This window comes from Mesorhizobium sp. M8A.F.Ca.ET.207.01.1.1 (genome assembly GCF_004794715.1).
Lineage (GTDB): Bacteria > Pseudomonadota > Alphaproteobacteria > Rhizobiales > Rhizobiaceae > Mesorhizobium.
Map to the genome: position 1 here is coordinate 39,539 of NZ_SRUS01000017.1, position 24,310 is coordinate 63,848.

At 63.7% G+C, this 24,310-nt stretch carries 23 protein-coding genes; 16 read left to right on the forward strand and 7 right to left on the reverse strand.

All coding sequences use genetic code 11. The features are described 5' to 3' along the window. Window positions 1-62: 62 nt before the first annotated feature. From EN850_RS31615 to EN850_RS31625, 3 genes are all read right to left on the reverse strand, one after another. Window positions 63-2,216 carry a phosphatidylserine/phosphatidylglycerophosphate/cardiolipin synthase family protein gene (locus EN850_RS31615; protein WP_136092861.1) on the reverse strand — a complete coding sequence of 718 codons (2,154 nt, stop codon included), beginning with the start codon at window positions 2,214-2,216 and terminating at the stop codon, window positions 63-65. Further along, window positions 2,213-2,656: a hypothetical protein gene (locus EN850_RS31620; RefSeq protein ID WP_127281232.1), complete on the reverse strand. Its 444-nt coding sequence runs from the start codon at window positions 2,654-2,656 to the stop codon at window positions 2,213-2,215. The genes EN850_RS31615 and EN850_RS31620 overlap by 4 nt, the downstream gene beginning before the upstream one ends. Window positions 2,657-2,807: 151 nt before the next feature. Then, complete coding sequence (locus tag EN850_RS31625; RefSeq protein ID WP_127872154.1) at window positions 2,808-3,689, reverse strand: LysR family transcriptional regulator; 882 nt, start codon at window positions 3,687-3,689, stop codon at window positions 2,808-2,810. 206 nt (window positions 3,690-3,895) lie between these two features. Here EN850_RS31625 and EN850_RS31630 point away from each other — a divergent pair, with 206 nt between their 5' ends. Beyond that, window positions 3,896-5,392, forward strand: coding sequence for a CoA-acylating methylmalonate-semialdehyde dehydrogenase (locus EN850_RS31630; RefSeq protein ID WP_127872153.1), 1,497 nt, complete (start codon window positions 3,896-3,898; stop codon window positions 5,390-5,392). Window positions 5,393-5,805: 413 nt separating this feature from the next. Further along, complete coding sequence (locus tag EN850_RS31635) at window positions 5,806-6,108, forward strand: hypothetical protein (RefSeq protein WP_127280981.1); 303 nt, start codon at window positions 5,806-5,808, stop codon at window positions 6,106-6,108. Window positions 6,109-6,146: 38 nt separating this feature from the next. On the opposite strand, the gene EN850_RS31640 is transcribed toward EN850_RS31635, so the two are convergent. Further along, complete coding sequence (locus EN850_RS31640) at window positions 6,147-6,947, reverse strand: SDR family oxidoreductase (protein WP_127872152.1); 801 nt, start codon at window positions 6,945-6,947, stop codon at window positions 6,147-6,149. After that, window positions 6,944-7,273, reverse strand: a complete 330-nt coding sequence (locus EN850_RS31645; protein ID WP_127276538.1) for a nuclear transport factor 2 family protein — start codon at window positions 7,271-7,273, stop codon at window positions 6,944-6,946. The genes EN850_RS31640 and EN850_RS31645 overlap by 4 nt, the downstream gene beginning before the upstream one ends. Before the next feature lie 79 nt (window positions 7,274-7,352). Between EN850_RS31645 and EN850_RS31650 the strand changes: the two genes are divergently transcribed. Then, window positions 7,353-7,730, forward strand: a complete 378-nt coding sequence (locus EN850_RS31650; RefSeq protein WP_127276536.1) for a winged helix-turn-helix transcriptional regulator — start codon at window positions 7,353-7,355, stop codon at window positions 7,728-7,730. A 6-nt stretch (window positions 7,731-7,736) separates the two neighbouring features. Here EN850_RS31650 and EN850_RS31655 read toward each other — a convergent pair whose 3' ends face one another. After that, window positions 7,737-8,429: a GntR family transcriptional regulator gene (locus tag EN850_RS31655; protein ID WP_189343586.1), complete on the reverse strand. Its 693-nt coding sequence runs from the start codon at window positions 8,427-8,429 to the stop codon at window positions 7,737-7,739. Between the two features lie 69 nt (window positions 8,430-8,498). Here EN850_RS31655 and EN850_RS31660 point away from each other — a divergent pair, with 69 nt between their 5' ends. The 13 genes from EN850_RS31660 to EN850_RS31720 all read left to right on the forward strand — a co-directional run bounded on the left by EN850_RS31660 (window position 8,499) and on the right by EN850_RS31720 (window position 23,504). Beyond that, a complete protein-coding gene (locus tag EN850_RS31660) occupies window positions 8,499-9,392 on the forward strand; it encodes a dihydrodipicolinate synthase family protein (protein WP_127276532.1) in 894 nt (297 codons plus the stop codon). Window positions 9,393-9,574: 182 nt separating this feature from the next. After that, window positions 9,575-10,825 (forward strand): FAD-dependent oxidoreductase, encoded by a 1,251-nt coding sequence (locus EN850_RS31665; RefSeq protein ID WP_189591254.1) that lies wholly within the window; start codon window positions 9,575-9,577, stop codon window positions 10,823-10,825. A gap of 31 nt (window positions 10,826-10,856) precedes the next feature. Beyond that, a complete protein-coding gene (locus EN850_RS31670) occupies window positions 10,857-11,858 on the forward strand; it encodes a 4-hydroxyproline epimerase (protein ID WP_127872150.1) in 1,002 nt (333 codons plus the stop codon). Between the two features lie 336 nt (window positions 11,859-12,194). Then, window positions 12,195-13,097, forward strand: a complete 903-nt coding sequence (locus EN850_RS31675) for a branched-chain amino acid ABC transporter permease LivH (protein WP_127276526.1) — start codon at window positions 12,195-12,197, stop codon at window positions 13,095-13,097. 4 nt (window positions 13,098-13,101) lie between these two features. Further along, a complete protein-coding gene (livM, locus tag EN850_RS31680; RefSeq protein WP_127276524.1) occupies window positions 13,102-14,697 on the forward strand; it encodes a high-affinity branched-chain amino acid ABC transporter permease LivM in 1,596 nt (531 codons plus the stop codon). Further along, complete coding sequence (locus tag EN850_RS31685) at window positions 14,697-16,190, forward strand: ATP-binding cassette domain-containing protein (protein WP_136092862.1); 1,494 nt, start codon at window positions 14,697-14,699, stop codon at window positions 16,188-16,190. The genes livM and EN850_RS31685 overlap by 1 nt, the downstream gene beginning before the upstream one ends. Then, complete coding sequence (locus tag EN850_RS31690) at window positions 16,190-16,918, forward strand: ABC transporter ATP-binding protein (protein WP_127276520.1); 729 nt, start codon at window positions 16,190-16,192, stop codon at window positions 16,916-16,918. The genes EN850_RS31685 and EN850_RS31690 overlap by 1 nt, the downstream gene beginning before the upstream one ends. A 16-nt stretch (window positions 16,919-16,934) precedes the next feature. Further along, window positions 16,935-17,282: a DUF6867 family protein gene (locus EN850_RS31695; protein WP_135929558.1), complete on the forward strand. Its 348-nt coding sequence runs from the start codon at window positions 16,935-16,937 to the stop codon at window positions 17,280-17,282. A gap of 137 nt (window positions 17,283-17,419) precedes the next feature. Further along, the gene (locus tag EN850_RS31700) at window positions 17,420-18,538 is read left to right on the forward strand and encodes a branched-chain amino acid ABC transporter substrate-binding protein (RefSeq protein WP_136092863.1); all 1,119 of its coding nucleotides are present in this window, start codon (window positions 17,420-17,422) and stop codon (window positions 18,536-18,538) included. A gap of 290 nt (window positions 18,539-18,828) precedes the next feature. Then, the gene (pyc, locus tag EN850_RS31705) at window positions 18,829-22,287 is read left to right on the forward strand and encodes a pyruvate carboxylase (protein WP_136092864.1); all 3,459 of its coding nucleotides are present in this window, start codon (window positions 18,829-18,831) and stop codon (window positions 22,285-22,287) included. Window positions 22,288-22,447: 160 nt separating this feature from the next. Continuing rightward, on the forward strand, window positions 22,448-22,708 hold the full coding sequence (locus EN850_RS31710) for a DUF2312 domain-containing protein (protein WP_027053014.1): 261 nt from the start codon (window positions 22,448-22,450) through the stop codon (window positions 22,706-22,708). A 48-nt stretch (window positions 22,709-22,756) separates the two neighbouring features. Next, window positions 22,757-23,197, forward strand: a complete 441-nt coding sequence (locus tag EN850_RS31715; protein WP_136092865.1) for a hypothetical protein — start codon at window positions 22,757-22,759, stop codon at window positions 23,195-23,197. 10 nt (window positions 23,198-23,207) lie between these two features. Beyond that, entirely contained in the window at window positions 23,208-23,504 is a 297-nt protein-coding gene (locus EN850_RS31720) for a hypothetical protein (RefSeq protein WP_136092866.1), read from the forward strand. Window positions 23,505-23,586: 82 nt separating this feature from the next. Here EN850_RS31720 and msrB read toward each other — a convergent pair whose 3' ends face one another. After that, window positions 23,587-23,991 carry a peptide-methionine (R)-S-oxide reductase MsrB gene (gene msrB / locus EN850_RS31725; RefSeq protein WP_027141754.1) on the reverse strand — a complete coding sequence of 135 codons (405 nt, stop codon included), beginning with the start codon at window positions 23,989-23,991 and terminating at the stop codon, window positions 23,587-23,589. Between the last annotated feature and the right edge of the window lie 319 nt (window positions 23,992-24,310).

Sequence of the window (24,310 nt, forward strand, 5' to 3'; positions counted from 1 at the left end):
ACATCTCTTGGGTGGATGCAATTCCGGGCGGAAAACCGCTTCGCACTTTTCCTGGAATTGCATCAGAACGCCTGCCTGACCCAGGCCTCGTCGAACAGCAGCCGGTAGGCCCACGGGATCGTCAGTTTGGTGGAAACCGGGTTCGAGTGGGCGAGATAGTCGTCATAGACCGGCTTCATCCTGGCGTAGAAGGCGGGGTCGAGCACCATCATGCCGTTCTCGGAATCGTGGAAGAAGCTGCGGTTGTTGAGGTTGACCGAGGAGATGGCGACCAGCTTTTCATCGATCAGCATGATCTTGGAATGCAGCACCACGTCAGGTGCCTTGAATTCGCGGATGTCGATGCGGTCGCCATATTTCTCGACGAACAGCTTGTTGAGCGCGGTGAGGAACCTGCCGCCGATATCGCCCTTGAGGTCGATGCGGCCGACAATGTCGATCTTGACGCCGCGGGCGAGCGCCCGATCGAAGGCCCGGGCGAGGCTCGGCGTCAGATTGAGGTAAGGGTTGACGATCTGGATATGGTGCTGGGCGGCGTCGACCAGCTCGACGAAATAGGCCTCCAGCGCGTGGTCATCCTCATAGGGCACCGAAATGAAATGCCGGACATTGCCAGATGGCAGGCCATCTCCGTGGACCGGGACGGAGAAGGGACGCACCAGGTTTGTGTCGGCGTCGCGCAGCCATATTGTCGACAGATGCGCGGCGAGCGTCTCGACCGTCGCCGTGTCGGCGAACTCGATGTCGAAGTCGCTCCAGTTCGAATAGTAGTTCAGCGAAAGGCCATCGGTCTTGCCGTATTGCTCGAGGTCCGGATAGCGGGACAGATCGATCGGCCGGTGGAACAGGAAGCCATCATGGATGTTGCGGCCGCCGATGATGACGCGCGAACGCGCGGGGTCCTGCGCCAGCGTCGCCAGCATCTTGATATGATGGGTCTTGTGCAGCTGTGAAATCTGCTCGTCGATCGGCGCGCCATGATCCGCCCGCCAGCGGTATTCCTGCAGCTCGACATTGGGGAACTCGGCCGCCAGCCGGTGCAGCATGGCGTCGTCCTTGTCACGTTCAAGCACGTCGGTGACCATGATGCGCACCTTGGCGCCAAGCGCTGCATGATGGCGGATCAGCCGTTCGATGATGCGCCCGGAAAAGTCGGCCTTGAATTCGAGCGAGGACAGATAGATCAGCTTCAGCCTTGGCACCTTCGAGAAATCGAGCGGCAATTCCGGATCGCCCTTGTCTATTGCCGCATCGGACAGCGGCGCGCCCATCAGTGCCTCGACCTTGGCGTTGAAGCCGTCGCGCGATTTGCGCAGCAGCCTGGGGTGGCCGATCGGCATGGCGCAGGTCTGCGACAGCCACCGGCCGGCATAGAACGCGCGCTCGAGGGCGTCGAGGCCGGCGCCGTCGGGGACCGGGCAGCGCTGGTAGCGGCTATCCAAACTGGCGAGCGCCGGATCGGCGGTCTCTTCGCGCCGGATGGTGAGCGGCGCGCCGGTGGGCGCGAGGCTGGAGCGGATCCTTGCCGTGCACCGGTTCAGGTCATCGGCCGGAAACAGGCTGACCGTGTCGTTCTCGCTCGACAGGCGAAGGCGGAATGCCGCGCCGGCGGCAATGGTGCGTGAGGCTCCGGCGGCGCGGATCGCCAATGCGCCGTCGCAACTGCCTTCGATATCGGCTGGCTGCTGGCCGGCCTGGCGCACGACGATCTCGGTGTTGCGTGCCTGCAAGCCGGAAAAATCGAAGGTCTTGGAAGCCGAGGCCCGCGCCGCCGCATCGATGTAGAGCGTCTGCCGCGACACCCGCCAGCGGCCGTCGAAATGGCCGTCGCCGCCGCCCCCACTGGCCGGCGGCAGATGAGCGTTGGCGACCGGTCCGGCCAGTTGCCGTAGTGTCGAATATGTTGCCTGGAAATCGCGGTTCTGGACATCGCGGCGGTTGCGCCCGAACGGGCCGGTGCCGTTGGCTCGGTCCATGGCGCCGAGCTGGTTGTTGGCAAGCAGCGCCAGGAACCGTCTTTCGTAGTCGCTGTCGATGGCATTGCCGAAGAACCACGCCGCCGCGAACTGTGGCCCGGGCGTGCCGGCCGACAGCGAGGGCCGCGCGCAAGCTTCCTGTCCCGCCAGGAAGTCGCAGGCATTGCTACCCGCACCGGCACAACCGGCAAGGGCAGCCAGCCCGAACAGGGCGAGGATGACGATCGTGCGGCTATTCACCCGTTGGCTCCGGCCTTCATGGCGCTCAACTGCGCCGGGTCGCGCGGCGGCATGAAACCTTGCGGAAAAACCTTGCAGACGGGTATGGCGAAGGTGGCGATCAGCAGTTCGGCCTCGCTGCGCGTCTTGCGCGGTGCCGTCTTGTCGTCGCGGATTGCCCGCGCCGAGGCGACAAGGGCGCCGTCGCAGTCGCAATGGTCGCGGCGGGCGATGTAGCAGGCGTCATGGGTTCGGCAAACGGCGTCGAGGCGGTCGACCGGCCGGGCCGACAGATCGCCGGTGCGGGTGCCGGGACCGCAGTAATTGCCGATGACGAAAGGCGAGGGGCGCGCCATGGCGTAGCGGATCGGCCTGGGCAATTCGGCTTCCGGTACCTTTGTCCATGGATTGGCGCATGCGGAGACAAGAAGCAGCGGCAGGATGGCAAGAACGGCTCGCATGTCTATCCGCGCCAGCTTTCTGAAAGATGTCCCCACCCGGCGCCCGCCTTGCGTGGCCGAGGGCCGCACGCCTGATGCCACACTGGCTGGTTTTGTGGCAAGGAAAAGGCGGCGTGTGGGGACCGGCTGTGTTTGTGCCGTGACGGCGCTTCTACAGGAAGAGGCCCCGCTCACGCTCAACCGCCTTGGTGATGAAGCTGGCGACGATCTGGACGCGGCGCAGCGGCCTCACCGATTCATGGTAGACCAGCCAGTAGGCGCGGCGGATGGGCGCGACCACGTCGACGGCCACCAGCTCCGGCATCGAGCGGGCGACGAAGGTGTGCAGGATGCCGATGCCGGCGCCCGAGCGCACGGCTTCGGCCTGGCCGAGCGCGGAAGAGATGGCGAAGCTGGTGCGCCAGTCCGCGCTGAATTCGGCCGCGTAGTCGAGCGACGGGCTGACGATGAGGTCCGGCACATAGCCGATGAGGGTGTGCCGGCCGAGTTCGGCGGCGGTTCTGGGCAGCCCATTGGCTTCGGCGTAGGCGCGCGACGCGAACAGGCCGAGCGAATAGTCGACCAGCTTTCCGGCAACCAGCCGCCCTTCGGTCGGCCGCTCGACGGTAATCGCGATATCGGCCTCGCGCCGCGACAGCGAAAAGGAGCGCGGCACCGGCACGAGCTGGATGGTGAGTTCGCGGTGCAGGGCGGTGAGTTCGCCCAGCCGCTTGGCCAGGAAGGCGACGCCGAAGCCGTCGGGTGCACCGATGCGCACGGTTCCGGACACGTCGTCGCCTTCGCCCGATATGGTCGAGCGGGCGGCGATCATGTCGCCTTCCATGCGCTCGGCGATGTCGAGGAAGCGCTCGCCTGCCGGCGTCAGCTCGCTGCCGGTGGTCAGGCGGCGGAAGAGTTTTGTCCTCAGTGCTTCCTCCAGGGCCGCGATGCGGCGCGAGACGGTGGCATGGTTGAGCTCCAGCCGCCGCGCGGCGCCAAGGATCTGGCCGGCGCGCGCCACGGCGAGGAAGATGCGCACGTCATCCCAGTTCAAGGGCGTGGTCCGACAGGACGGAGGGGCGTGCGAGGGAACTCAACTTAACGATTCCAGCGATGACAAACTCACCCTACCATTTGCGACAATTGATGCACAGGCACCCACCGTTATCTATTTTCCGCACAACGGTTGCGTTCTCCCTCGCGTTGCCTTCGCCACCACAAAGGCGGACAATGCGCCATCACAAACAAGGGAGAGAAATCATGATCGACTACGGTCATTTCATCGGCGGCAAGCGTGTCGCCGGCACCAGCGGGCGCAAGCAGGACGTCATGCAGCCGATGGACGGCTCGGTGCGCGGCACCGTGGCGCTGGCCTCGCAGGCGGAACTGCGCGCGGCGGTCGAAAATGCCAAGGCCGCGCAGCCCGCATGGGCGGCCACCAATCCGCAGCGCCGCGTGCGCGTGCTGATGAAATTCCTCGAACTGGTCGCCCGCGACTACGACGAACTGGCCGACATCCTGGCGCGCGAACACGGCAAGACCATCGCCGACGCCAAGGGCGACATCCAGCGCGGCCTCGAAGTGGTCGAGGTCTGCATCGGCGCGCCGCATATGATGAAGGGCGAATTCACCGACGGCGCCGGCCCCGGCATCGACGTCTATTCGATGCGCCAGCCGCTCGGCGTGGTCGCAGGCATCACGCCGTTCAATTTCCCCGCCATGATCCCGCTTTGGAAAATCGCGCCGGCGATCGCTTGCGGCAATGCCTTCATCCTGAAGCCTTCGGAGCGTGATCCGGGCGTGCCGATGCGCATTGCCGAACTGTTCATCGAGGCCGGGCTGCCTGCCGGCATCCTCAACGTCGTCAATGGCGACAAGGATGTCGTCGACGCCATCCTCGACGATCCCGACATCAAGGCCATCGGCTTTGTCGGCTCGACCCCGATCGCCCACTACATCTATTCGCGCGGCACGGCGGCGGGCAAGCGCGTGCAGTGCTTCGGCGGCGCCAAGAACCACATGATCATCATGCCCGATGCCGACATGGACCAGACCGTCGACGCGCTGATCGGCGCCGGCTACGGTTCGGCCGGCGAGCGCTGCATGGCGATCTCGGTCGCCGTGCCGGTCGGCAACGACACGGCCAACCGGCTGATGGAAAAGCTGATCCCTCGCGTCGAGAGCCTGAAGGTCGGCCCGTCGACGGATTCGGCCGCCGATTTCGGCCCGCTGGTCACCGCCCAGGCGCTGGAGCGCGTCAAGGGTTATGTCGACACCGGCGTCAAGGAAGGCGCCAAGCTGGTGGTCGACGGCCGCGGCTTCAAGATGCAGGGTTACGAGGACGGCTACTATATGGGCGGCTGCCTGTTCGACAACGTGACCGCGGACATGCGCATCTACAAGGAAGAGATCTTCGGACCGGTACTCTCGGTTGTGCGTGCGCCGCGCTATGAGGATGCGATCAAGCTCGCCAACGACCACGAGATGGGCAATGGCGTCGCCATCTTCACCCGCGACGGCGATGCCGCCCGCGACTTCGCCAGCCGTGTCCAGGTCGGCATGGTCGGCGTCAACGTGCCGATCCCGGTGCCGATCGCCTACTACACGTTCGGCGGCTGGAAGGCGTCTTCCTTCGGCGACCTCAACCAGCACGGCCCGGACGCCTTCCGCTTCTACACCAAGACCAAGACGGTGACCTCGCGCTGGCCGTCCGGCATCAAGGACGGTGCCGAGTTCGTCATCCCGACGATGAACTAAGCCGGACGGTTTCTTGGCTGCGCGTCCTCGCCTTCGGCTGCGGGCGCGCGGGCCGGCATCAAGGACGGAACCGAGTTCGTCATCCCGACGATGAGCTGACCTGACGCTCCCCTAAACCGAAGTTGAGAAAGCGCGGTGCAAACCGCGCTTCTTTTTCATGGGCGTCGGGAATGTGGGGGCTTTCGTCCGCTTAAGCCTTGCGCCGTCCAGCTGCGCCGCCGCGAGCGCAACGTCAGGTACATTATGCCAATGCCTCGCGCCCCGCGAGCATCTCCACATTCTAATAATTCCATCGCCGTGTGATGGAACCAACAGACCACCATCCGCCTTAGGCTTTATTCCTGCCACGCGTGCAGGCAATCAAACAGCGCCGGTGGCAGCCGGGGTTCTCGTCTGGCGCAAGGAGGTGTCAGATGACACGATTTCTTATGGCGACACTTTTGGCGGCGGCCGCGATGACCGGTGGAATCGCGCCAGCGAACGCGGCGGCGCAATGCGCGGCGCGCGCGGACATCATCAAGGCGCTCGGCGACAAATTCCACGAAACCGAGGCCGGGCGCGGCCTGATCAATCCGAACGTCGTCCTCGAGATCTTCATCTCGGATAAGGGTAGCTGGACCGTGCTGGCCTCGGACACCAAAGGCCAGAGTTGTGTTCTGTCGGTCGGCGAAGGCTGGGACAGCCCGACCATCACCGCGGCGATGCCGGGCGCTTGACGGCGCGACGCTGCAGCGGGACCTCCCGGCGGCGGCCTTCAGACCGTCGGAATTGTGCCGCCATCGATGACGTACTCGGCGCCGTGGATTGCGGATGCGCGATCCGAAACGAGGAAGGCCACCAGTTCCGCGATCTCTTGCGGCCATGCCGGCCGGCCGATCGGGATGCCGCCCATCGCGTCCATGATACCTTGGCGGGCGGTCTCCTCATCCGAGCCCGAATGGGCCGCCAGCCGCTTCACCATTGCCTCCGAGGCGGTGGTGTGGATCCAGCCCGGCGCCACTATGTTCACGCGAATGCCTTGTGGGCCGAGTTCCTTGGACAGCGCCTTGCTGTAATTTGAAAGGGCCGCCTTCGCCGCCGCATAGGCGATGGTGGATTCGTGGAGCGGCAACCGGCGCTGGATCGACGAGATGTGTACGATCGCCCCGGAGCCCTGCTCGATCATGCGCGGGACAAGCAGGCGGTCGAGCCGCACCGCCGCAAGCAGATTAAGATTGAGTTCATCCTGCCAGATCCGGTCGGACAGCGCCGCGAAACCGCCGCCTGGGCTTTTCGACCCGCCAACGCTGTGAATGACGATGTCGATGCCGCCAAGACGGTCGATGATGGCGGCGGCCACGTTTGCCGCACCGTCGAGAGTGGCGACGTCAGCTTGCACGAAGAGTTCCGCCGGTGATCCGGCGTCGGGCGAACGGGCTGTCGTCGCGACCGTTGCACCTGCTGCGGCAAGCCGGTGAACGATAGCTTCGCCGGCGCCTTTGGTGCCGCCGGTGACCAGCACGCGCCTGCCCCGGAACTCCTGGTCATCGATCGCGAATGTCTGCCGGATGGTCATAGGCCAATCTCCAGTTTCGCGATCCGGTCGCCGCCCAGCGTGAAATTGTAGTGGAGCGTTATCGGGCTGCCGGGGAAGTCACCGGAGACGATACCGGCGATCCGCCATGCGTTGGCTGTGACACCGGCCTCCTTCACCTCGACTGTCGCGTGATATTTGTCGGTCGTACTTTGCATCCACCTGCGGATCGCTTCGGTTCCGCGATGGGTCTCGCCTTCGTCCTTGACGATGGCGTCCAGCGTGAAAGGCGCGAGCATCGCGCCGATGTCGTGGCGGTTGTTGGCGGCGAAATAATCCGCCAGCGGCGGAGGAAGGGTCACGGTCACGGTTTGTCTCCAATTGGATGCCGCCGTCTGTGGGAGGGGGCGGCTGTTGTCGGCCGCTAAGATGAGGTATGCTGGAGAAATGACAAGAACCGACGAAAAAGTAAGGTACTTACCCGAAAGTGAGGCTGAGACGCTGACGCCGCTCTCCGCAGCGAGCGGTGTGGAAAACGTGCTACGCATCCTCGAGGGCCGTTGGAAGCTGGTGATCCTGTTCCATCTGTTCGGCGGCAAAGTGCTGCGCTTTTCAGACCTCGAGCGGGCGATACCGGCTATTTCGCAGAAAATGCTGATCCAGCAGCTCCGGCAGATGGGCGCCGACGGGATTGTCCGCCGTATCGTTCACCATCAAGTACCGCCAAAGGTCGAGTATTGCCTGACCGATTGGGGTCAGGCCCTGTGCCCGGCTCTCGATGCCCTGTTGAAATGGGCGGCGCAAAAGGGCTCCGCCGACGCCTGACCGAGCCTATCGTGTCGCAGCCACCTCGGCATGGCCGCGCAGCAGCGCCATCAGCTTCTTGGCGTCCTTGGCGGCGCCCTCCTCGTCGCCGTCGAGGATCGAGCGGATCAACGCGACATGGTGCTCAGCGGATTCCGCCAGCCCGGTGTCCGACTTGTAGCGGAACCAGAAGCGGCGGCTGTGGGTCTGCAACGGGGCGGCCAGCCGGGCGGCGAACGGATTGTCGGCGGCCAGCGCCAGCGCTTCGTCGAGCGCCTTGTCGGCCTGGATGAAGGCAAGCACATTGCCCGAGATCACCGCCTTCTGCATGGCAAGCGCGGCCTCGTGAAACAGGTCGGCGGCCTCGCGGGTGACGAAGCGTGCGGCCGATCGTGCGAGCACCACCTCGACGCCGCGCCTTGCGTCGAGCACGCGCAGCCAGTCGCCGGGATGCAGCGGTGCGATCGCGATGCCGGCACGCGGCCTGACATCGAGCAGTCCCTCCCAGGCCAGCCGCTGGATCGCCTCGCGCACCGGCGTGCGGCCGAGCGCCAGCCGCTCGATCAGGGAGCCCTCGGTGACAAAACTCGCCGGCGCCAGTTCGAGCGTCACGATCATGTGTTCGAGGACGCGATAAGCCCTGGTCGCCGCGGGCTCGGACACGGTGCTTGCTTCCATGGATATCAAAGGCGGTCTCCTGATATATCTAAAATATATCATAACAGATTCCGCATTGACAGCGGCTTTCCTAACAGATATACGGCTGATATATCAGATGGAGAGATAGTCATGTGGACCGGAGTTTTCCCCGCCGTCACGACCAAATTCACCGCCGACGACCGGCTCGATCATGCCGAGATGGAGCGTTGCTTCAGCCTGCAGATGGAGGCCGGCTGCGACGGCATCATCGTCTGCGGCTCGCTCGGCGAAGGGCCGATGCTGTCGCCTGACGAGAAGATCGAGGTGCTGAAGACCGCGCAGAAGGTCGCTGGCAAGAAGCCGGTGCTGCTGACGGTCAACGAGGCCGGCACCCGCGAGGCCGCCAGCATCGCCAGGCGCGCCGCCAAGGAAGGCGCCAACGGCCTGATGGTGGTGCCGAGCCCGATCTATCATACCAACGCGGAAGAGACCGTGGCGGCGCTGCGCGCCGTGGCCGAGGCCGGCGACCTGCCGGTCATGATCTATTCCAACCGGCTCGCCTACCGCGTCGATGTCACCGTCGACCAGATGGAGGAGCTTGCGTCGGACAAGCGTTTCGTCGCCATCAAGGAATCCTCCGACGACATCCGCCGCTCGACCGAGATCATCAACCGCCTGGGCAGCCGCTACGACCTGTTCACCGGCGTCGACAATCTCGCCTTCGAGGCGCTGTCGGTGGGCGCCATCGGTTGGGTGGCCGGCCTGGTCACCGCCTTCCCGCGCGAAACCGTCGCCATCTACCAGTTGATGAAGCAGGGACGCCGCGAAGAGGCGCTCGCCATCTACCGCTGGTTCCGGCCGCTGCTCGACCTCGATGTCTCGACCTATCTGGTGCAGAACATCAAGCTTGCCGAAGTGTTCGCCATCAACACCAATGACCGCGTGCGCATGCCGCGCATGCCGCTCTCGGGCGAACGCCGCAAAGCGGTCGAGAAGATCGTCAAGGATGCGCTCGCGGTGCGGCCGACGCTGCCGCAGTTCTGAATTGGCGATGGCGCAGGCCCCCTCATCCGGCCGCTTCGCGGCCACCTTCTCCCCAGGGGGAGAAGAGTTCGCCAGCGTTGGCGTCAGCCTCTTCTCCCCAGCGGGGAGAAGGTGGCCCGAAGGGCCGGATGAGGGGGCTGGCACGGAGAAGCGAGAGAGGGCGTTTTGCACTGTGCGCCGCCATGAGTAACAATGCCGTAATCGACATCGCCATCATCGGCGGCGGCATCATCGGCATTTGCGCGGCGGCTTTCCTTGCCGAGGCGGGGCTGGATGTCACGGTCTTCGACCGCACCGGCATCTGCGAGGAGACGAGTTCCGGCAACGCCGCCGCCTTCGCCTTCTCCGACGTATTGCCGCTGGCGCACAAGGGCATGATCCGGCAGCTGCCGAAATGGCTCGCCGATCCGCTCGGCCCGCTCAGCATTCCGCCCGTCTACCTGCCGAAGCTGCTACCCTGGCTGGTTCGCTTCTGGCGCGCCGGCGCGCCAGGGAAATACGAGGCGAGCCTGACGGCGCAGGCCGGCATGATGAAGCTTGCCGAGGCCGAGTGGATGGATCTGCTTGATCGTTCCGGCACGCGGCCGATGCTGCGTGAGGACGGTTCGCTCGAGCTCTATGAAAGCGAAGCCGAGTTTCGCGCCTCGATGTCGGGCTGGGCGGCGCGCGAGCGCTTCGGCATCGGCTTCCGGCACGTCGAGGGCAAGGACCTGGCGGACTTGCAGCCGGGGCTGTCACCGCGTTTCGTCAGGGGCACCTTCGTGCCGGGATGGAAGACGGTCGCCGATCCAAAACTGCTCGGCAAGGCCGTGTGGGCCTACGCGCAGTCCAAGGGTGCCCGTTTCGAGATGGCCCGCATCGACCGGGTCGCCGCCGGTCAAGACGGCGCGACACTGACGCTGGCAGACGGCTCGAACAGGCAGGCCAGGCACCTCGTCATTGCCGCGGGCGCCTGGTCGCACCTGCTGGCGCGGCAGCTCGGCGACCGCATTCCGCTGGAAACCGAACGCGGCTACAACACGACATTGCCGAGAGCCGCGTTCGACGTGAGGCGGCAACTGATCTTCTCCGGCCACGGCTTCGTCATCACCCCGCTCGACACGGGCCTGCGCGTCGGCGGTGCCGTCGAGCTTGGCGGCATCGAACGGCCGCCCAATTTCGACAGGGCGAAAGCGCTCTTGCGGAAGGCGCAGGCATTCCTGCCGGGGCTCGATCCCACGGGCGGACGCGAATGGATGGGGTTCCGGCCCTCGCTGCCGGATTCGGTGCCCGTCATAGGCAAGGCAGCGCGAAGCCGGTCGGTCATCTATGCCTTCGGCCACGGCCATCTCGGCCTGACCCAGGCTGCGGCAACCGGGCGGTTGATCAGGGAATTCGTTCTGGGGCAGACTTCGTCCGTCGATCTGGTCCCCTTCAGCCCACAACGATTTTGATTTTTTCGGGTTTTGATTTTCGAGGAGCGACATGGCCAAGAAATCCTTCTTCTGCATCGACGGTCACACCTGCGGCAACCCAGTGCGGCTGGTCGCCGGCGGCGGCCCGCTGCTGCAGGGCTCGACAATGATGGAACGGCGCGCGCATTTCCTCGCCGAATACGACTGGATCCGCACCGGCCTGATGTTCGAGCCACGCGGCCATGACGTGATGTCGGGCTCGATCCTCTATCCGCCGACGCGCGAGGACTGCGACATCGCCATCCTGTTCATCGAGACTTCAGGCTGCCTGCCCATGTGCGGCCACGGCACGATCGGCACGGTGACGATGGCCATCGAGCACGGGCTGATCGTGCCGAAGACGCCTGGCGTGCTCAGGCTCGACACGCCGGCCGGCCTCGTCATCGCCGAATACAAACAGGTCGGCGAGTATGTCGAGGAGGTGCGCATCACCAACGTGCCGTCGTTCCTCCATGCCGAAGGGCTGACGGTCGAATGTCCCGGGCTCGGCGAGATCACGGTGGATGTCGCCTATGGCGGCAATTTCTACGCCATCGTCGAGCCGCAGGCGAATTATCGCGACATGGCGGATTATTCGGCCGGCGACCTCATCGCCTGGAGCCCGGTGGTGCGGCAACGGCTCAACGAGAAATATACCTTCGTGCATCCGGAAAACCCAGGGATCAACCGGCTGTCGCACATGCTGTGGACCGGCAAGCCGACGGTCGAGGGCGCGGATGCGCGCAATGCCGTCTTCTACGGCGACAAGGCGATTGATCGCTCGCCCTGCGGCACCGGCACCTCGGCGCGCATGGCGCAGCTCCATGCCAAAGGCAAGCTCAAGGCCGGAGACGCTTTCGTCCATGAATCGATCATCGGGTCGCTGTTCAAGGGCAAGGTCGAAAAGGAGGTCAACTTGGCCGGGAAGCAGGCAATCATCCCCTCGATTGGCGGTTGGGCGAGGATGACCGGACTGAACACCATCTTCATCGACGACCGCGATCCGTTCGCGCATGGTTTTGTGGTCAAGTAGGGAGAATCCTGACCCTACGGAAAGGAGTGTGACGAAAAAACGAACCGTGTCAGGAACGCAACGATTCTTCTCATCACCTAATTTTGACGGTGATTTCTTCGAAACGGAGCGCATGATGAGGCGCAATCGTCAAAGACATTGCGTTATGCCAATGATAGGGTCCGCGATAGTCCAGGGGCTGGGCGGAAAAAACGGGCGATCGGGAAGGCGTGGTTGGAAACACGCGGAGGGATCAAAAAAAATCACGTTGCAATCCGGCCTCGAAACTTTACGACTAGGGGAAATACGAAAAGGAATGCGTCTGCATGGGCGACATTCCAGGGGAGCCATGTACACATGCAGTACTTCGTCCAGCAGCTTATCAATGGGCTGACGCTGGGATCGATCTATGGGCTGATCGCGATCGGCTACACGATGGTCTACGGCATCATCGGCATGATCAATTTCGCCCATGGCGACATCTTCATGGTGGGCGCTTTCACGGCGCTGATCGTCTTCCTCATCCTCGGCGCGCTGTTTTATTCGGTGCCCGTGGTCATCGCGCTGCTGGTCATGATGATCGTGGCGATGCTGCTCACCAGCCTCTACAACTGGACGATCGAGAAAGTGGCCTACCGGCCGCTGCGCGGTTCGTTCCGGTTGGCGCCGCTGATCACCGCCATCGGCATGTCGATCGCGCTGTCGAACTTCGTCCAGGTGACGCAAGGGCCGCGCAACAAGCCGATCCCGCCGATGGTCAGCCAAGTCTACAACATCAACGGCGTCAGTGTGTCGCTGAAGCAGATCATCATCGTCATCGTCACAGCTTTGCTGCTGGCGGTGTTCTGGTACCTGGTCAACAAGACCTCGCTTGGCCGGGCGCAACGCGCCTGCGAGCAGGACCGCAAGATGGCGGCACTGCTGGGCATCGACGTCGACCGCACCATCTCGATCACCTTCATCATGGGTGCGGCCCTTGCCGCCGTCGCCGGCACGCTTTTCCTGATGTACTACGGCGTCATCGCCTTCTCCGACGGCTTCGTGCCGGGTGTGAAGGCCTTCACGGCTGCGGTGCTTGGCGGCATCGGCTCGCTTCCGGGGGCCGTGCTCGGCGGACTGCTGATCGGCTTCATCGAGAGCATGTGGTCGGCCTATTTCTCGATCGACTACAAGGATGTCGCCGCCTTCTCGATCCTGGCGATCGTCCTGATCTTCCTGCCTTCCGGCATATTGGGCCGGCCAGAAGTCGAAAAGGTCTGAGACCATGGCCGTAACCGTATCTCCAGAGCGCGACACCGTCGCCAGTCCCGTGCAGCGCGCCCTGCGCGAGGCCTTCTATGCCGGCGCCATCGCGCTTGGCCTGTTCGTGCTGTTCATCGGCCTCAAGACCGACCAGAACATGTCCAACGAACTGGTCGTGGTGCAGCGCTGGGGCCTGCTTGCCGCGGTGGTGATCGCCACCGCCGTCGGACGCTTCCTTTACGTTGCCTACGGCCAGCCCTTCATGGCCAACCAGAAGGTCGCCAACGTGACCACCGGCCTCATGCCGGCAAGCGTGGCATCCCGCTTCTTCACCCTGCCGGCCTTCATCGGAGCGGCGGTCGCCATGGTGCTGCTGTTCGTGTTCAACAGCTCTCTCGCCGGATGGGTTGGGGCAGAGCCGGCCGGCTATCTGCAATTCCTGCGTGCCCTGTCGGTCATCTATGTGCTGGCCTGCGTGATCTATTACTTCCGCGCCTTCATCCATGCCAACTTCACCAAATTGGGCATCTCGGCCCTGGTGCTGTACCCGATCCTCGTGGTCGCGGTGCTGTCGCTCAACGCCTGGTCGATCACCGGAGGGCTGCAGGGCTCGTTGAAATGGGTCGATAATTTCGGCATCCAGATCCTGATCTATGTGATGCTGGCCTGGGGACTGAACATCGTCGTCGGCCTCGCCGGTCTGCTCGATCTCGGCTACGTCGCTTTTTATGCGCTTGGCGCCTATGCCTATGCGCTTCTCGCTACGCATTTCGGCCTGTCGTTCTGGATATTGTTGCCCGCCGCGGGCGCCATGGCAGCGCTCTGGGGGGTGCTGCTCGGCTTTCCCGTGCTGCGCCTGCGCGGCGACTATCTGGCGATCGTGACGCTCGCCTTCGGCGAGATCATCCGCCTCGTGCTGATCAACTGGCGCGAGGTCACCAATGGGTCGGCCGGCATCTCCGGCATTCCCAAGGTCAGCTTCTTCGGCCTGATGACCTTCAACGTGTCGGACCCGAACTACATCGCCAAGGTGCTGAACATCGCCACGTCCAGCGCCTACTACAAGATCTTCCTCTACTACCTGATCCTTGGGCTCTGCCTGTTAACCGCCTTCGTCACCATCCGGCTGCGGCGCCTGCCGGTCGGCCGCGCCTGGGAAGCCTTGCGTGAGGACGAGATCGCCTGCCGCTCGCTGGGCATCAACACCACCACGACCAAGCTCACCGCCTTTGCCACCGGCGCCATGTTCGGCGGTTTTGCCGGCTCCTTCTTCGCCGCCCGGCAAGGTTTTGTCAGCCCGGAATCCTTCGTCTTCCTGGAATCGGCCATTATCCTGGCCATCGTCGTCCTTGGCGGCATGGGCTCGCTGGTCGGCATCGCCGTCGCCGCGATGGTGATGATCGGCGGCACCGAGGCGCTGCGCGAACTCGATTTCCTCAAGCAGGTCTTCGGGCCCGATTTCACACCGGAGCTCTATCGCATGCTTCTGTTCGGCATGGCCATGGTCATCGTCATGCTGTGGAAGCCGCGCGGCTTTGTCGGCAGTCGTGAACCAACCGCCTTCCTTAAGGAGCGAAGGGCTGTCTCAGGCTCCTTCACCAAGGAGGGCCACGGCTGATGAATGCGACCACGCAAATGAACGACGCCATCCTGCAGGTCGAGCATCTGTCGATGAAGTTCGGCGGTCTGGTCGCCATCGGCGACCTGTCCTTCACCGCCAGGCGCGGCGAAATCACCGCGCTGATCGGTCCCAACGGCGCCGGCAAGACCACGGTGTTCAATTGCATCACCGGCTTCTACAAGCCGTCGGAAGGCATGATCACGCTCAACCGGGCCGACGGTTCCAGCTACCTGCTGGAACGGCTGCCCAACCACGAGATCCCGGCGCGAGCCAAGGTGGCGCGCACCTTCCAGAACATCCGCCTGTTCTCGGGCATGACGCTGCTGGAGAACCTGCTTGTCGCCCAGCACAACAAGCTGATGAAGGCTTCGGGCTATACGATCCTGGGCCTGTTCGGCTTCAGCGGCTACCGCAAGGCCTCGGCCGAATCGGTAGAGCTTGCCAAGCACTGGCTGGAGAAGGCCGATCTCGTCGATCGTGCCGACGATCCGGCAGGCGACTTGCCCTATGGCGCGCAGCGGCGGCTCGAAATCGCGCGCGCCATGTGCACCGGTCCTGAGCTGCTGTGCCTCGACGAACCGGCGGCCGGCCTCAACCCGAAGGAATCGGCGGCTCTCAACGAACTGCTGATGGGAATCAAGCATACGACCGGCACCTCGATCCTCTTGATCGAGCACGACATGTCCGTGGTCATGCAGATTTCCGACCATGTCGTGGTGCTGGAATATGGCCGCAAGATCTCCGACGGCAATCCGCAGTCGGTGCGCACCGATCCGCGCGTCATCGCCGCCTATCTCGGCGTCGATGACGAGGAGGTCGAGACAGTGCTCACCGAAGTCGGCGACGAGGACGTCATCGAGCAGCTCGACATAGGGCCGGATGCCGCGCATGGCCCGGGGACATCGTCGTCATACCTGGCCGGACCAGTGAGCGACACGGTCGGACACAGCGAGGGCGAGCGCATCACTGTGTCGAAGGGCGCCTCGAAGGCGGCGCAAGTCGATGCCCGTGTTGCGACCGTGGCGAGCAAGCCGGTGGCGGCCAAGCCGGTTCCCGCAGCCAGGCCGCCCGCAAAGACGGGGGCTGCGAAGGCCGCGGCGAAGAAGCCGGCTGCCAGGGCACCGGCGGCAAGGGCCGAAGGTGTTTCGAACCGCCTCGCTGCCCCCCGTGGCGGCAAGGCCGACAATCTGACCCGCATCAAGGGCATCGGTACGGTCAACGAGAAGAAGCTCAACGAACACGGCATCTTCCACTTCGACCAGATCGGCGCCTGGAAGAAGGCCGACGTCGAGGCGGTGGAGGCCTATCTCGCCTTTGACGGGCGCATCGCGCGCGAGGAATGGGTTAAGCAGGCGAAGCTGCTCGGTCAGGGCAAGGATACGGAATTCTCGCGCCGCGTCGATGCGGGCAAGGTGGCGACGAGTCATGCTTCCGGCAAGGCCGCGAGCACAGGCAAGCCCGTTCAGGGCAAGCGTGGAGGGGGCAAGTGATGGCCACGACAACGCTGCTCGATATCAAGGGCGTGGAGACCTACTACGGCAACATCCGGGCGCTGAACGGCGTCAATGTCACCGTCAAGCAAGGGGAGATCGTGGCGCTGATCGGCGCCAACGGCGCCGGCAAGTCGACGCTGATGATGACCATCTTCGGGGCCCCACGCGCCCGCACCGGCACCATCACCTTCGCCGGGACCGATATCACCCAGCTGCCGACGCACGAAATCGCACGCATGCGCATTGCCCAGTCACCCGAGGGCCGGCGCATCTTCCCGCGCATGACGGTGATGGAAAACCTGCAGATGGGCGCCAGCCTCGACAACCTCAAATATTACGGCGAGGACGTCGAGAAGGTGTTCACGCTGTTCCCCAGACTGAAGGAGCGGATCGCCCAGCGTGGCGGCACCTTGTCGGGCGGCGAACAGCAGATGCTGTCGATCGGACGCGCATTGATGGCGCGGCCGAAACTGCTGCTGCTCGACGAGCCGTCGCTGGGCCTGGCGCCGCTGATCGTCAAGCAGATCTTCGATGCCATCCGCGAATTGAACCGCACCCAGGGGCTGACCGTGTTCCTGGTCGAGCAGAACGCGTTCGGCGCGCTCAAGCTCGCCACGCGCGGCTATGTCATGGTCAACGGCAATGTGACGATGAGCGGCACCGGCAAGGAGCTGCTCGCCAATCCGGAAGTGCGCGCCGCCTATCTCGAAGGCGGACATCACTGAGTTCAGGAGACTTCCCATGCAAGGCATTCTCTACGAGGAACCGTCGATCTGGCAGTTCTTCTTCGTCACCTGCCTGCTCGGCGGATGGGCGGCATGGATGACCGGCAAGGCCAGCGCCCAGACATGGCGCAGCTTCATCCAGCTGTTTGCCTATCTGCTCGGGCTCGGCATCGGCATCCGCTTCATCCATCACGCGCTGTTCGACGGTACGATGTTCTCGCTGCATTACTATATCGTCGACACAGTCGTGCTGATGATACTGGGCTTTGTCGGCTATCAATACACACGAACCAACCAGATGGTCACACAGTATAATTGGCTCTACGAAAGAGCTTCAATCTTGAGCTGGAAACCGAAAGGTTGACGGTCATCATTAACGCCGCGTCAGGGATGAATCGGCGTGACAAGTGCCTGAAAATCGGCAAACTATGCTTTCTGCGATAAGGGTGGGCATCGCATGAAAGCTTCATCCACGCCCACTCCGTTAATGGGAGCGTTTAAATGAAAAAGTCACTTTTGTCCGCCGTGGCCCTGACCGCGCTCGTCGCGTTCGGCGGCAGCGCGTGGGCTGATGTAATGTTCGCCGTCGCCGGACCGATCACCGGTCCGAACGCGGCCTTCGGCGCGCAGCTGCAGAAGGGCGCGGAAGCGGCGGTCGCCGAGATCAATGCCAAGGGCGGAATCAACGGCGAGCAGATCAAGCTCGAAATCGGCGACGACGTCTCCGACCCGAAGCAGGGCATCTCGGTCGCCAACAAGTTCGTCGGCGACGGCGTCAAGTTTGTGATCGGCCACTTCAACTCCGGCGTGTCGATCCCGGCCTCCGAAGTCTACGCCGAAAACAACATCGTCGAAATCACGCCGGCCGCAACCAACCCGAAGTTCACCGAGCGCGGCCTGTGGAATGTGTTCCGTACCTGCGGACGCGACGACCAGCAGGGCAGCATCGCCGGCGGCTACATCGCCGCGAACTTCAAGGATGCCAAAGTCGCCGTGATCCATGACAAGACCCCTTATGGCCAGGGCCTCGCGGACGAAACCAAGAAGGCGATGAACGCCGCGGGCATCAAGGAAGTGATGTATGAAGGCGTCAATGTCGGCGACAAGGACTTCTCGGCGCTGATCGCCAAGATGAAGGAAGCCGGCGTCACCCTGATCTACTGGGGAGGCCTGCACACCGAAGCCGGCCTGATCATCCGTCAATCCGCGGACCAGGGCCTCAAGGCACCGATGATGTCGGGTGACGGCATCGTGACGGACGAACTCGCCGCGATCGCGGGCGACGCCGTCGCCGGCACGCTCAACACGTTCGGCCCCGACCCGCGCCTGATCCCGGCCAACAAGGAGCTCGTCGAGAAGTTCCGCGCGCAAGGTTTCGAGCCGGAAGCCTACACGCTCTACGCCTACGCCGCCGTGCAGGTGGTCGCCGAGGCAGCTGCCGCCGCCAAGACGAACGATCCGCAGGCCGTCGCCAAGGCGATGCATGAAAACGGCCCGTTCCCGACCGTCCTGGGCGATCTCGCCTATGACGCCAAGGGCGATCCGAAGCTGCCGGGCTACATCATGTACGAATGGAAGAAGAAGGACGACGGCAAGTATTCCTGGTTCCCGAAGTCGTAATTCATTCGGATCCGAAACCAAACGATGCCCGGCGCCTCGCGCCGGGCATTTTCTTTGATGCCCGCTGGCGCCGTGACATCCCTGCCAGCGTTCCTTAGCCAGCCGGGAAGATCGCATCCAGGATCGAAATTGTCGCCATTGTTCCGCCCATACGGACGAATGCATGCGAGTGTTGGCCGAATAATTGATTTAAATCGGTTTAAACCAACGTCGATTTTGTTTGCACTGCAGCATTTTCACGCTAATCATTGCCCCGATTTCCCGTCCCTTCCGCTGCTGGAGCCCAGTCCTTGGCCATCACGAAGATCCTCGTCGCCAACCGGTCAGAAATCGCCATCCGCGTCTTTCGCGCGGCCAATGAGCTGGGCCTCAAAACCGTGGCAATCTGGGCCGAGGAAGACAAATACTCACTGCATCGCTTCAAGGCCGACGAAAGCTACCAGGTCGGGCGCGGTCCGCATCTCAAAAAGGACATGGGGCCGATCGAGAGCTACCTGTCGATCGAGGAGGTGATCCGCGTCGCCAGGCTTTCGGGCGCCGACGCCATCCACCCCGGCTACGGGCTCCTGTCGGAAAGCCCCGAATTCGCCGAAGCTTGCGCGCAAGCAGGCATCACCTTCATCGGACCGAAGCCCGACACGATGCGGCGCCTGGGCAACAAGGTCGCCGCGCGCAATCTCGCCATCGAGGTCGGCGTGCCCGTGGTGCCGGCCACCGAGCCGTTGCCTGACGATATGGAGGCGGTCAAGGAACTCGCCAAGACGGTCGGTTATCCGGTCATGCTCAAGGCCTCGTGGGGCGGCGGCGGGCGCGGCATGCGCGCCATCCGTTCCGAGGCCGACCTCGCCCGCGAGGTCATGGAAGGCAAGCGCGAGGCGAAAGCCGCCTTCGGCAAGGACGAGGTCTATCTCGAAAAGCTGATCGAGCGCGCCCGCCATGTCGAAGTGCAGGTGCTTGGCGACACGCACGGCAATGCGGTGCATTTGTTCGAGCGCGACTGCTCGATCCAGCGCCGCAACCAGAAGGTCGTCGAGCGCGCGCCAGCGCCCTATCTCAGCGAGGACCTGCGCCAGGAACTTTGCGGCTACGCGCTGAAGATCGCGCGCGAGACCAGCTATATCGGCGCCGGCACCGTCGAATTCCTGCAGGATGCCGATACCGGCAAGTTCTATTTCATCGAGGTCAATCCGCGCATCCAGGTCGAGCACACCGTCACCGAGATGGTGACCGGCATCGACATCGTGAAAGCGCAGATACACATCCTCGACGGCTTCGCCATCGGCACGCCGGAATCGGGCGTGCCGATGCAGCGGGACATCCGGCTGAACGGCCATGCCTTGCAGTGCCGCATCACCACGGAAGATCCCGAACACAATTTCATTCCGGACTATGGCCGCATCACCGCCTATCGCGGCGCCACCGGCTTCGGCATCCGCCTCGATGGCGGCACGGCCTATTCCGGCGCGGTCATTACCCGCTTCTACGATCCGCTGTTGGAGAAGGTGACGGCCTGGGCGCCGACGCCGGCCGAGACGATCGCCCGCATGAACCGCGCCTTGCGCGAATTCCGCATTCGCGGCGTCGCCACCAACCTCACCTTCCTCGAAGCGATCATCAATCACCCGAGCTTCGCCGACAATTCCTATACGACGAAGTTCATCGATACGACGCCGGAGCTGTTCCAGCAGGTCAAGCGCCAGGACCGCGCCACCAAGCTGCTCAACTATCTGGCCGACGTCAGCGTCAACGGCCATCCCGAGACGCGCGGCCGGCCGACGCCCAAGGCGGACGCGGCGCCGCCCGTGGTGCCCTATCTCAACGGCAATGTGCCGAGCGGCAGCAAGCAGAAACTCGATGTGCTCGGGCCGGAGAAGTTCGCCGCCTGGATGCGCGAGCAGAAGGAAGTGCTGGTCACCGACACGACGATGCGCGACGGCCACCAGTCGCTGCTCGCCACGCGCGTGCGCACGCACGACATTGCCGGCATCGCCGGCACCTATGCGCGGGCGCTGCCGCAACTTCTTTCATTGGAATGCTGGGGCGGCGCCACTTTCGACGTCGCCATGCGCTTCCTCACCGAGGATCCATGGGAACGGCTGTCGCTGGTGCGGGAAGCCGCCCCCAACCTGTTGCTGCAGATGCTGCTGCGCGGCGCCAACGGCGTCGGCTACACCAATTACCCCGACAATGTCGTGCAGCATTTCGTCAAGCAGGCAGCGGCGGGCGGCATCGACCTGTTCCGCGTCTTCGACTGCCTGAACTGGGTCGAGAACATGCGTGTCGCCATGGACGCCGTGGGCGCCGAGGGCAAGCTGATCGAAGCGGCGATGTGCTATACCGGCGACATTCTCGATCCGGCGCGGGCCAAGTACGACCTGAAATATTATGTCGGGCTGGCCAGCGAATTGCAGGCCGCCGGCGCCCATATCATCGCGGTCAAGGACATGGCCGGCCTGTTGAAGCCGAGTGCCGCCCGCGTGCTGTTCAAGGCGCTGCGCGAGGCGACCGACCTGCCGATCCATTTCCACACCCACGACACATCGGGCCTGTCGGCGGCAACCGTGCTGGCGGCGGTGGAAAGCGGTGTCGACGCCATCGACGCGGCGATGGATGCCTTTTCCGGCAACACTTCGCAGCCATGTTTGGGTTCGATCGTCGAAGCGCTGAAGGGCACCGAACGCGATCCGGGCCTCGACCCGCAATGGATCCGGAAAATCTCGTTCTACTGGGAAGCGGTGCGCAACCAGTACGCCGCCTTCGAGAGTGACCTGAAAGGTCCAGCTTCCGAGGTCTACCTGCACGAAATGCCGGGCGGGCAGTTCACCAACCTCAAGGAACAGGCGCGTTCGCTCGGGCTGGAGACACGCTGGCACGAAGTGGCGCAGACCTATCATGACGTCAACCTGATGTTCGGCGACATCGTCAAGGTGACGCCGTCCTCGAAGGTCGTCGGCGACATGGCGCTGATGATGGTGAGCCAGGACCTGACCGTTGCCGATGTCGAGAATCCGGCCCGCGACATCGCCTTCCCGGACTCGGTCGTCTCGATGCTGCGCGGCGACCTCGGCCAGTCCCCGGGCGGCTGGCCGCAGGTGCTGCAGAAGAAGGCACTGAAGGGCGACAAGCCGATCACGGCGCGGCCCGGTTCGTTGCTCAAGCCGGCCGACCTCAAGAAGAGCCGCAAGGAGATCGAGGACAAGCTCGAGCGCAAGCTGTCGGAGTATGAGTTCGCCTCGTGGCTGATGTATCCGAAGGTGTTTTCCGACTTCGTCGCCGCCCAGGAAACCTACGGCCCGGTCAGCGTTCTGCCGACGCCGACCTATTTCTACGGCATGAAATCGGAAGACGAGATCTTCGTCGACATCGAAAAGGGCAAGACCTTGGTCGTGCGCTGCCAGGCGTTCGGCGATGTCGACGACAAGGGCATGGTCACCGTGTTCTTCGAGCTCAACGGCCAGCCGCGGCGTGTGAAGGTGCCCGACCGCGCGCATGGCGCTTCCGCCGCCAAAGCGCGCCGCAAGGCCGAGCCCGGCAATGAGGCGCATGTCGGGGCGCCGATGCCGGGTGTGGTTTCGGCGCTCGCGGTTGCCGCCGGCCAGGCGGTCAAGGCCGGCGACGTGCTGCTCTCCATCGAAGCGATGAAGATGGAGACGGCATTGCATGCCGAGCGCGATGGCACGGTCGCCGAGGTGCTGGTCAAGGCCGGCGACCAGATCGATGCCAAAGATCTGCTGATAGCCTTCAGCTGATCTGCGCCCTGGCCGCGTGGCTGTCCGCATCATGGCGGCAGCCCTTGGCGAGCTGTCGATAACGGCTTGACCCGCCGGCCCCGGTCGGGCATCGAACCGCTGAAATTCGCCGCGGCACGTTCCCCGAGTCGCGGCGCGGAACCGATCTTTGGAGAAAAACATGGCCGACGATATCACCGAGACCAGCCAGACTGTTGCCGCCGGCCAGCTGCGTGCCTTGATCGAGCGCATCGAGCGGCTCGAGGAAGAAAAGAAGACGATCGCCGACGACATCAAGGAAGTTTTCGCCGAGGCCAAGGGCACCGGCTTCGACACCAAGGCAATCCGCACCATCATCCGGCTGCGCAAGAAGGACCAGGCCGAACGCCAGGAAGAGGACGCCATCCTCGATCTCTACATGGCCGCGCTCGGCATGGAGTAAGGCTCACGGCCGGCGCCCGATGCGGTTGCCGGAGATGCGGTTCGAACCATGAGCGAATTCGACTTCGGCGGCCGTCGCGCCTCGGAATTCCGCCATCGCGGCTTCTGGTCGCTGTTCGCCGAACGGCATCCGGAAGAAAGAGCCCGGCTGGCGCGGCGAGGACCCTGGTTCTGGCAGCGCGGGCTGCCGGATTTCGCTTTGGTGCTTTCGATGTATGTCGCGCCGGCGCAGAACCATGTCGGCGTCTTCTTCGGGCGCAACGAGAAGTTCGGCGCCACGGATTCGTGGTCGCGGCTGAAACCGTTTCAACCGGCGATCGAGGCCAGGCTGAAGCTCAAACCCGAACAGAGCTGTGAGGGGCTCGGCATCAACTCAATGTGGCGGGTGAACTGCTACTCCGAGGACAATTGGCCGGCCATCACCGACTGGCTGGTGAGGGAATGCTCACGCTTCGAGGAAGCCGTGACCGACGCGCTGGGGCAGAGATAGGTCGCCGGTGATGGCGGACTTTTTCCGTACGCGCTGGAGAGGCGAAGCGCCGCTCGACCGCCTGTTCTGGCGCGACATGCTGCTTGTCGGCACCTTGATCAGCGTCGCCTCGTCGGCGCTGGCGCTTGTCCTGCTCGGGCTGAAGCTGCCGCTCTGGCTGGTGCTGATGGTGCATCTCCTGCCTGTGCCCTACAACATCTTCCTGACCATTGCGGTCTGGCGCACGGCCGAGAAGGCCGGCGGCTTCAAGGCTCAACTGATGATGCTTGGCTCGGCGCTTTGGTTGATTGCGACGGCAGTCGCCTGAGCCGCGTCACACTTTCCTGGAATTGCTCATACGAAAAAAGGGCGGCCGAAGCCGCCCTTTGCGAGGTCATATCCGAGACAGGTCAGGCCGCCGGCTCGAATTTCAGCGCCACGCCGTTGATGCAGTAGCGCAGGCCGGTCGGCGGTGGGCCGTCCTCGAAGACATGGCCGAGATGGCTGCCGCAACGAGAGCAGTGGCACTCGGTCCGGACCATGCCGTAGCTGCGGTCAACGGTGTTCTCGACCGAGCCCGGAACGGGATCGTTGAAGCTCGGCCAGCCGGTGCCGCTTTCGAACTTCAGCGTGGATTGGAACAGCGGCTGGTCGCAGCCGACGCAGGAAAAAGTGCCGGCACGCTTCTCATAGAGCAGGGCGCAGCTTCCCGGCCGCTCGGTGCCGTGGTTGCGCATGACCGCGTATTGCTCCGGCGTCAGCCGGGCGCGCCATTCGGCATCGGTGCGGGTGACGGGGTAGGTGTGGGTGTCCATTTGATCTCCTCAGCCTTGTCGGCTCGTTCTTGGTTGCAACCGGATATTCGCCCCAACATAGGCATTTGTTACAGACCTGCCCAGTGCCTGGCATTGTAAGGTCGAATCGCTTGCTAGCTTTCGGCGTCTGTGCTGCCCCTCACCTGCCTGCCGGCATCCTCTCCCCGTACAGTGACGGGGAGAGGGGTGCTCTGTCCGAACCGGATAGATAGGTAACAGAATGGACCGATAGCATGGGTGACAGTTTTCTTGTCCGCCGGGAGGACCGGCGATGGTTTGGCGAGAAACTGGGATCATGGACGAGCGGCTACGGTTTGTT

Coding starts and splice junctions, on each gene's coding strand:
- EN850_RS31685 (WP_136092862.1), top strand. CDS start 14,697: ATGAATGCGACCACGCAAATGAACGACGCCATCCTGCAGGTCGAGCAT.
- EN850_RS31620 (WP_127281232.1), bottom strand. CDS start 2,656: ATGCGAGCCGTTCTTGCCATCCTGCCGCTGCTTCTTGTCTCCGCATGC.
- EN850_RS31665 (WP_189591254.1), top strand. CDS start 9,575: ATGAGTAACAATGCCGTAATCGACATCGCCATCATCGGCGGCGGCATC.
- msrB (WP_027141754.1), bottom strand. CDS start 23,991: ATGGACACCCACACCTACCCCGTCACCCGCACCGATGCCGAATGGCGC.
- livM (WP_127276524.1), top strand. CDS start 13,102: ATGGCCGTAACCGTATCTCCAGAGCGCGACACCGTCGCCAGTCCCGTG.
- EN850_RS31690 (WP_127276520.1), top strand. CDS start 16,190: ATGGCCACGACAACGCTGCTCGATATCAAGGGCGTGGAGACCTACTAC.
- EN850_RS31720 (WP_136092866.1), top strand. CDS start 23,208: ATGGCGGACTTTTTCCGTACGCGCTGGAGAGGCGAAGCGCCGCTCGAC.
- EN850_RS31660 (WP_127276532.1), top strand. CDS start 8,499: ATGTGGACCGGAGTTTTCCCCGCCGTCACGACCAAATTCACCGCCGAC.
- EN850_RS31695 (WP_135929558.1), top strand. CDS start 16,935: ATGCAAGGCATTCTCTACGAGGAACCGTCGATCTGGCAGTTCTTCTTC.
- EN850_RS31675 (WP_127276526.1), top strand. CDS start 12,195: ATGCAGTACTTCGTCCAGCAGCTTATCAATGGGCTGACGCTGGGATCG.
- EN850_RS31650 (WP_127276536.1), top strand. CDS start 7,353: ATGACAAGAACCGACGAAAAAGTAAGGTACTTACCCGAAAGTGAGGCT.
- EN850_RS31700 (WP_136092863.1), top strand. CDS start 17,420: ATGAAAAAGTCACTTTTGTCCGCCGTGGCCCTGACCGCGCTCGTCGCG.
- EN850_RS31710 (WP_027053014.1), top strand. CDS start 22,448: ATGGCCGACGATATCACCGAGACCAGCCAGACTGTTGCCGCCGGCCAG.
- EN850_RS31640 (WP_127872152.1), bottom strand. CDS start 6,947: ATGACCATCCGGCAGACATTCGCGATCGATGACCAGGAGTTCCGGGGC.
- EN850_RS31630 (WP_127872153.1), top strand. CDS start 3,896: ATGATCGACTACGGTCATTTCATCGGCGGCAAGCGTGTCGCCGGCACC.
- EN850_RS31635 (WP_127280981.1), top strand. CDS start 5,806: ATGACACGATTTCTTATGGCGACACTTTTGGCGGCGGCCGCGATGACC.
- EN850_RS31655 (WP_189343586.1), bottom strand. CDS start 8,429: ATGATATATTTTAGATATATCAGGAGACCGCCTTTGATATCCATGGAA.
- EN850_RS31715 (WP_136092865.1), top strand. CDS start 22,757: ATGAGCGAATTCGACTTCGGCGGCCGTCGCGCCTCGGAATTCCGCCAT.
- EN850_RS31670 (WP_127872150.1), top strand. CDS start 10,857: ATGGCCAAGAAATCCTTCTTCTGCATCGACGGTCACACCTGCGGCAAC.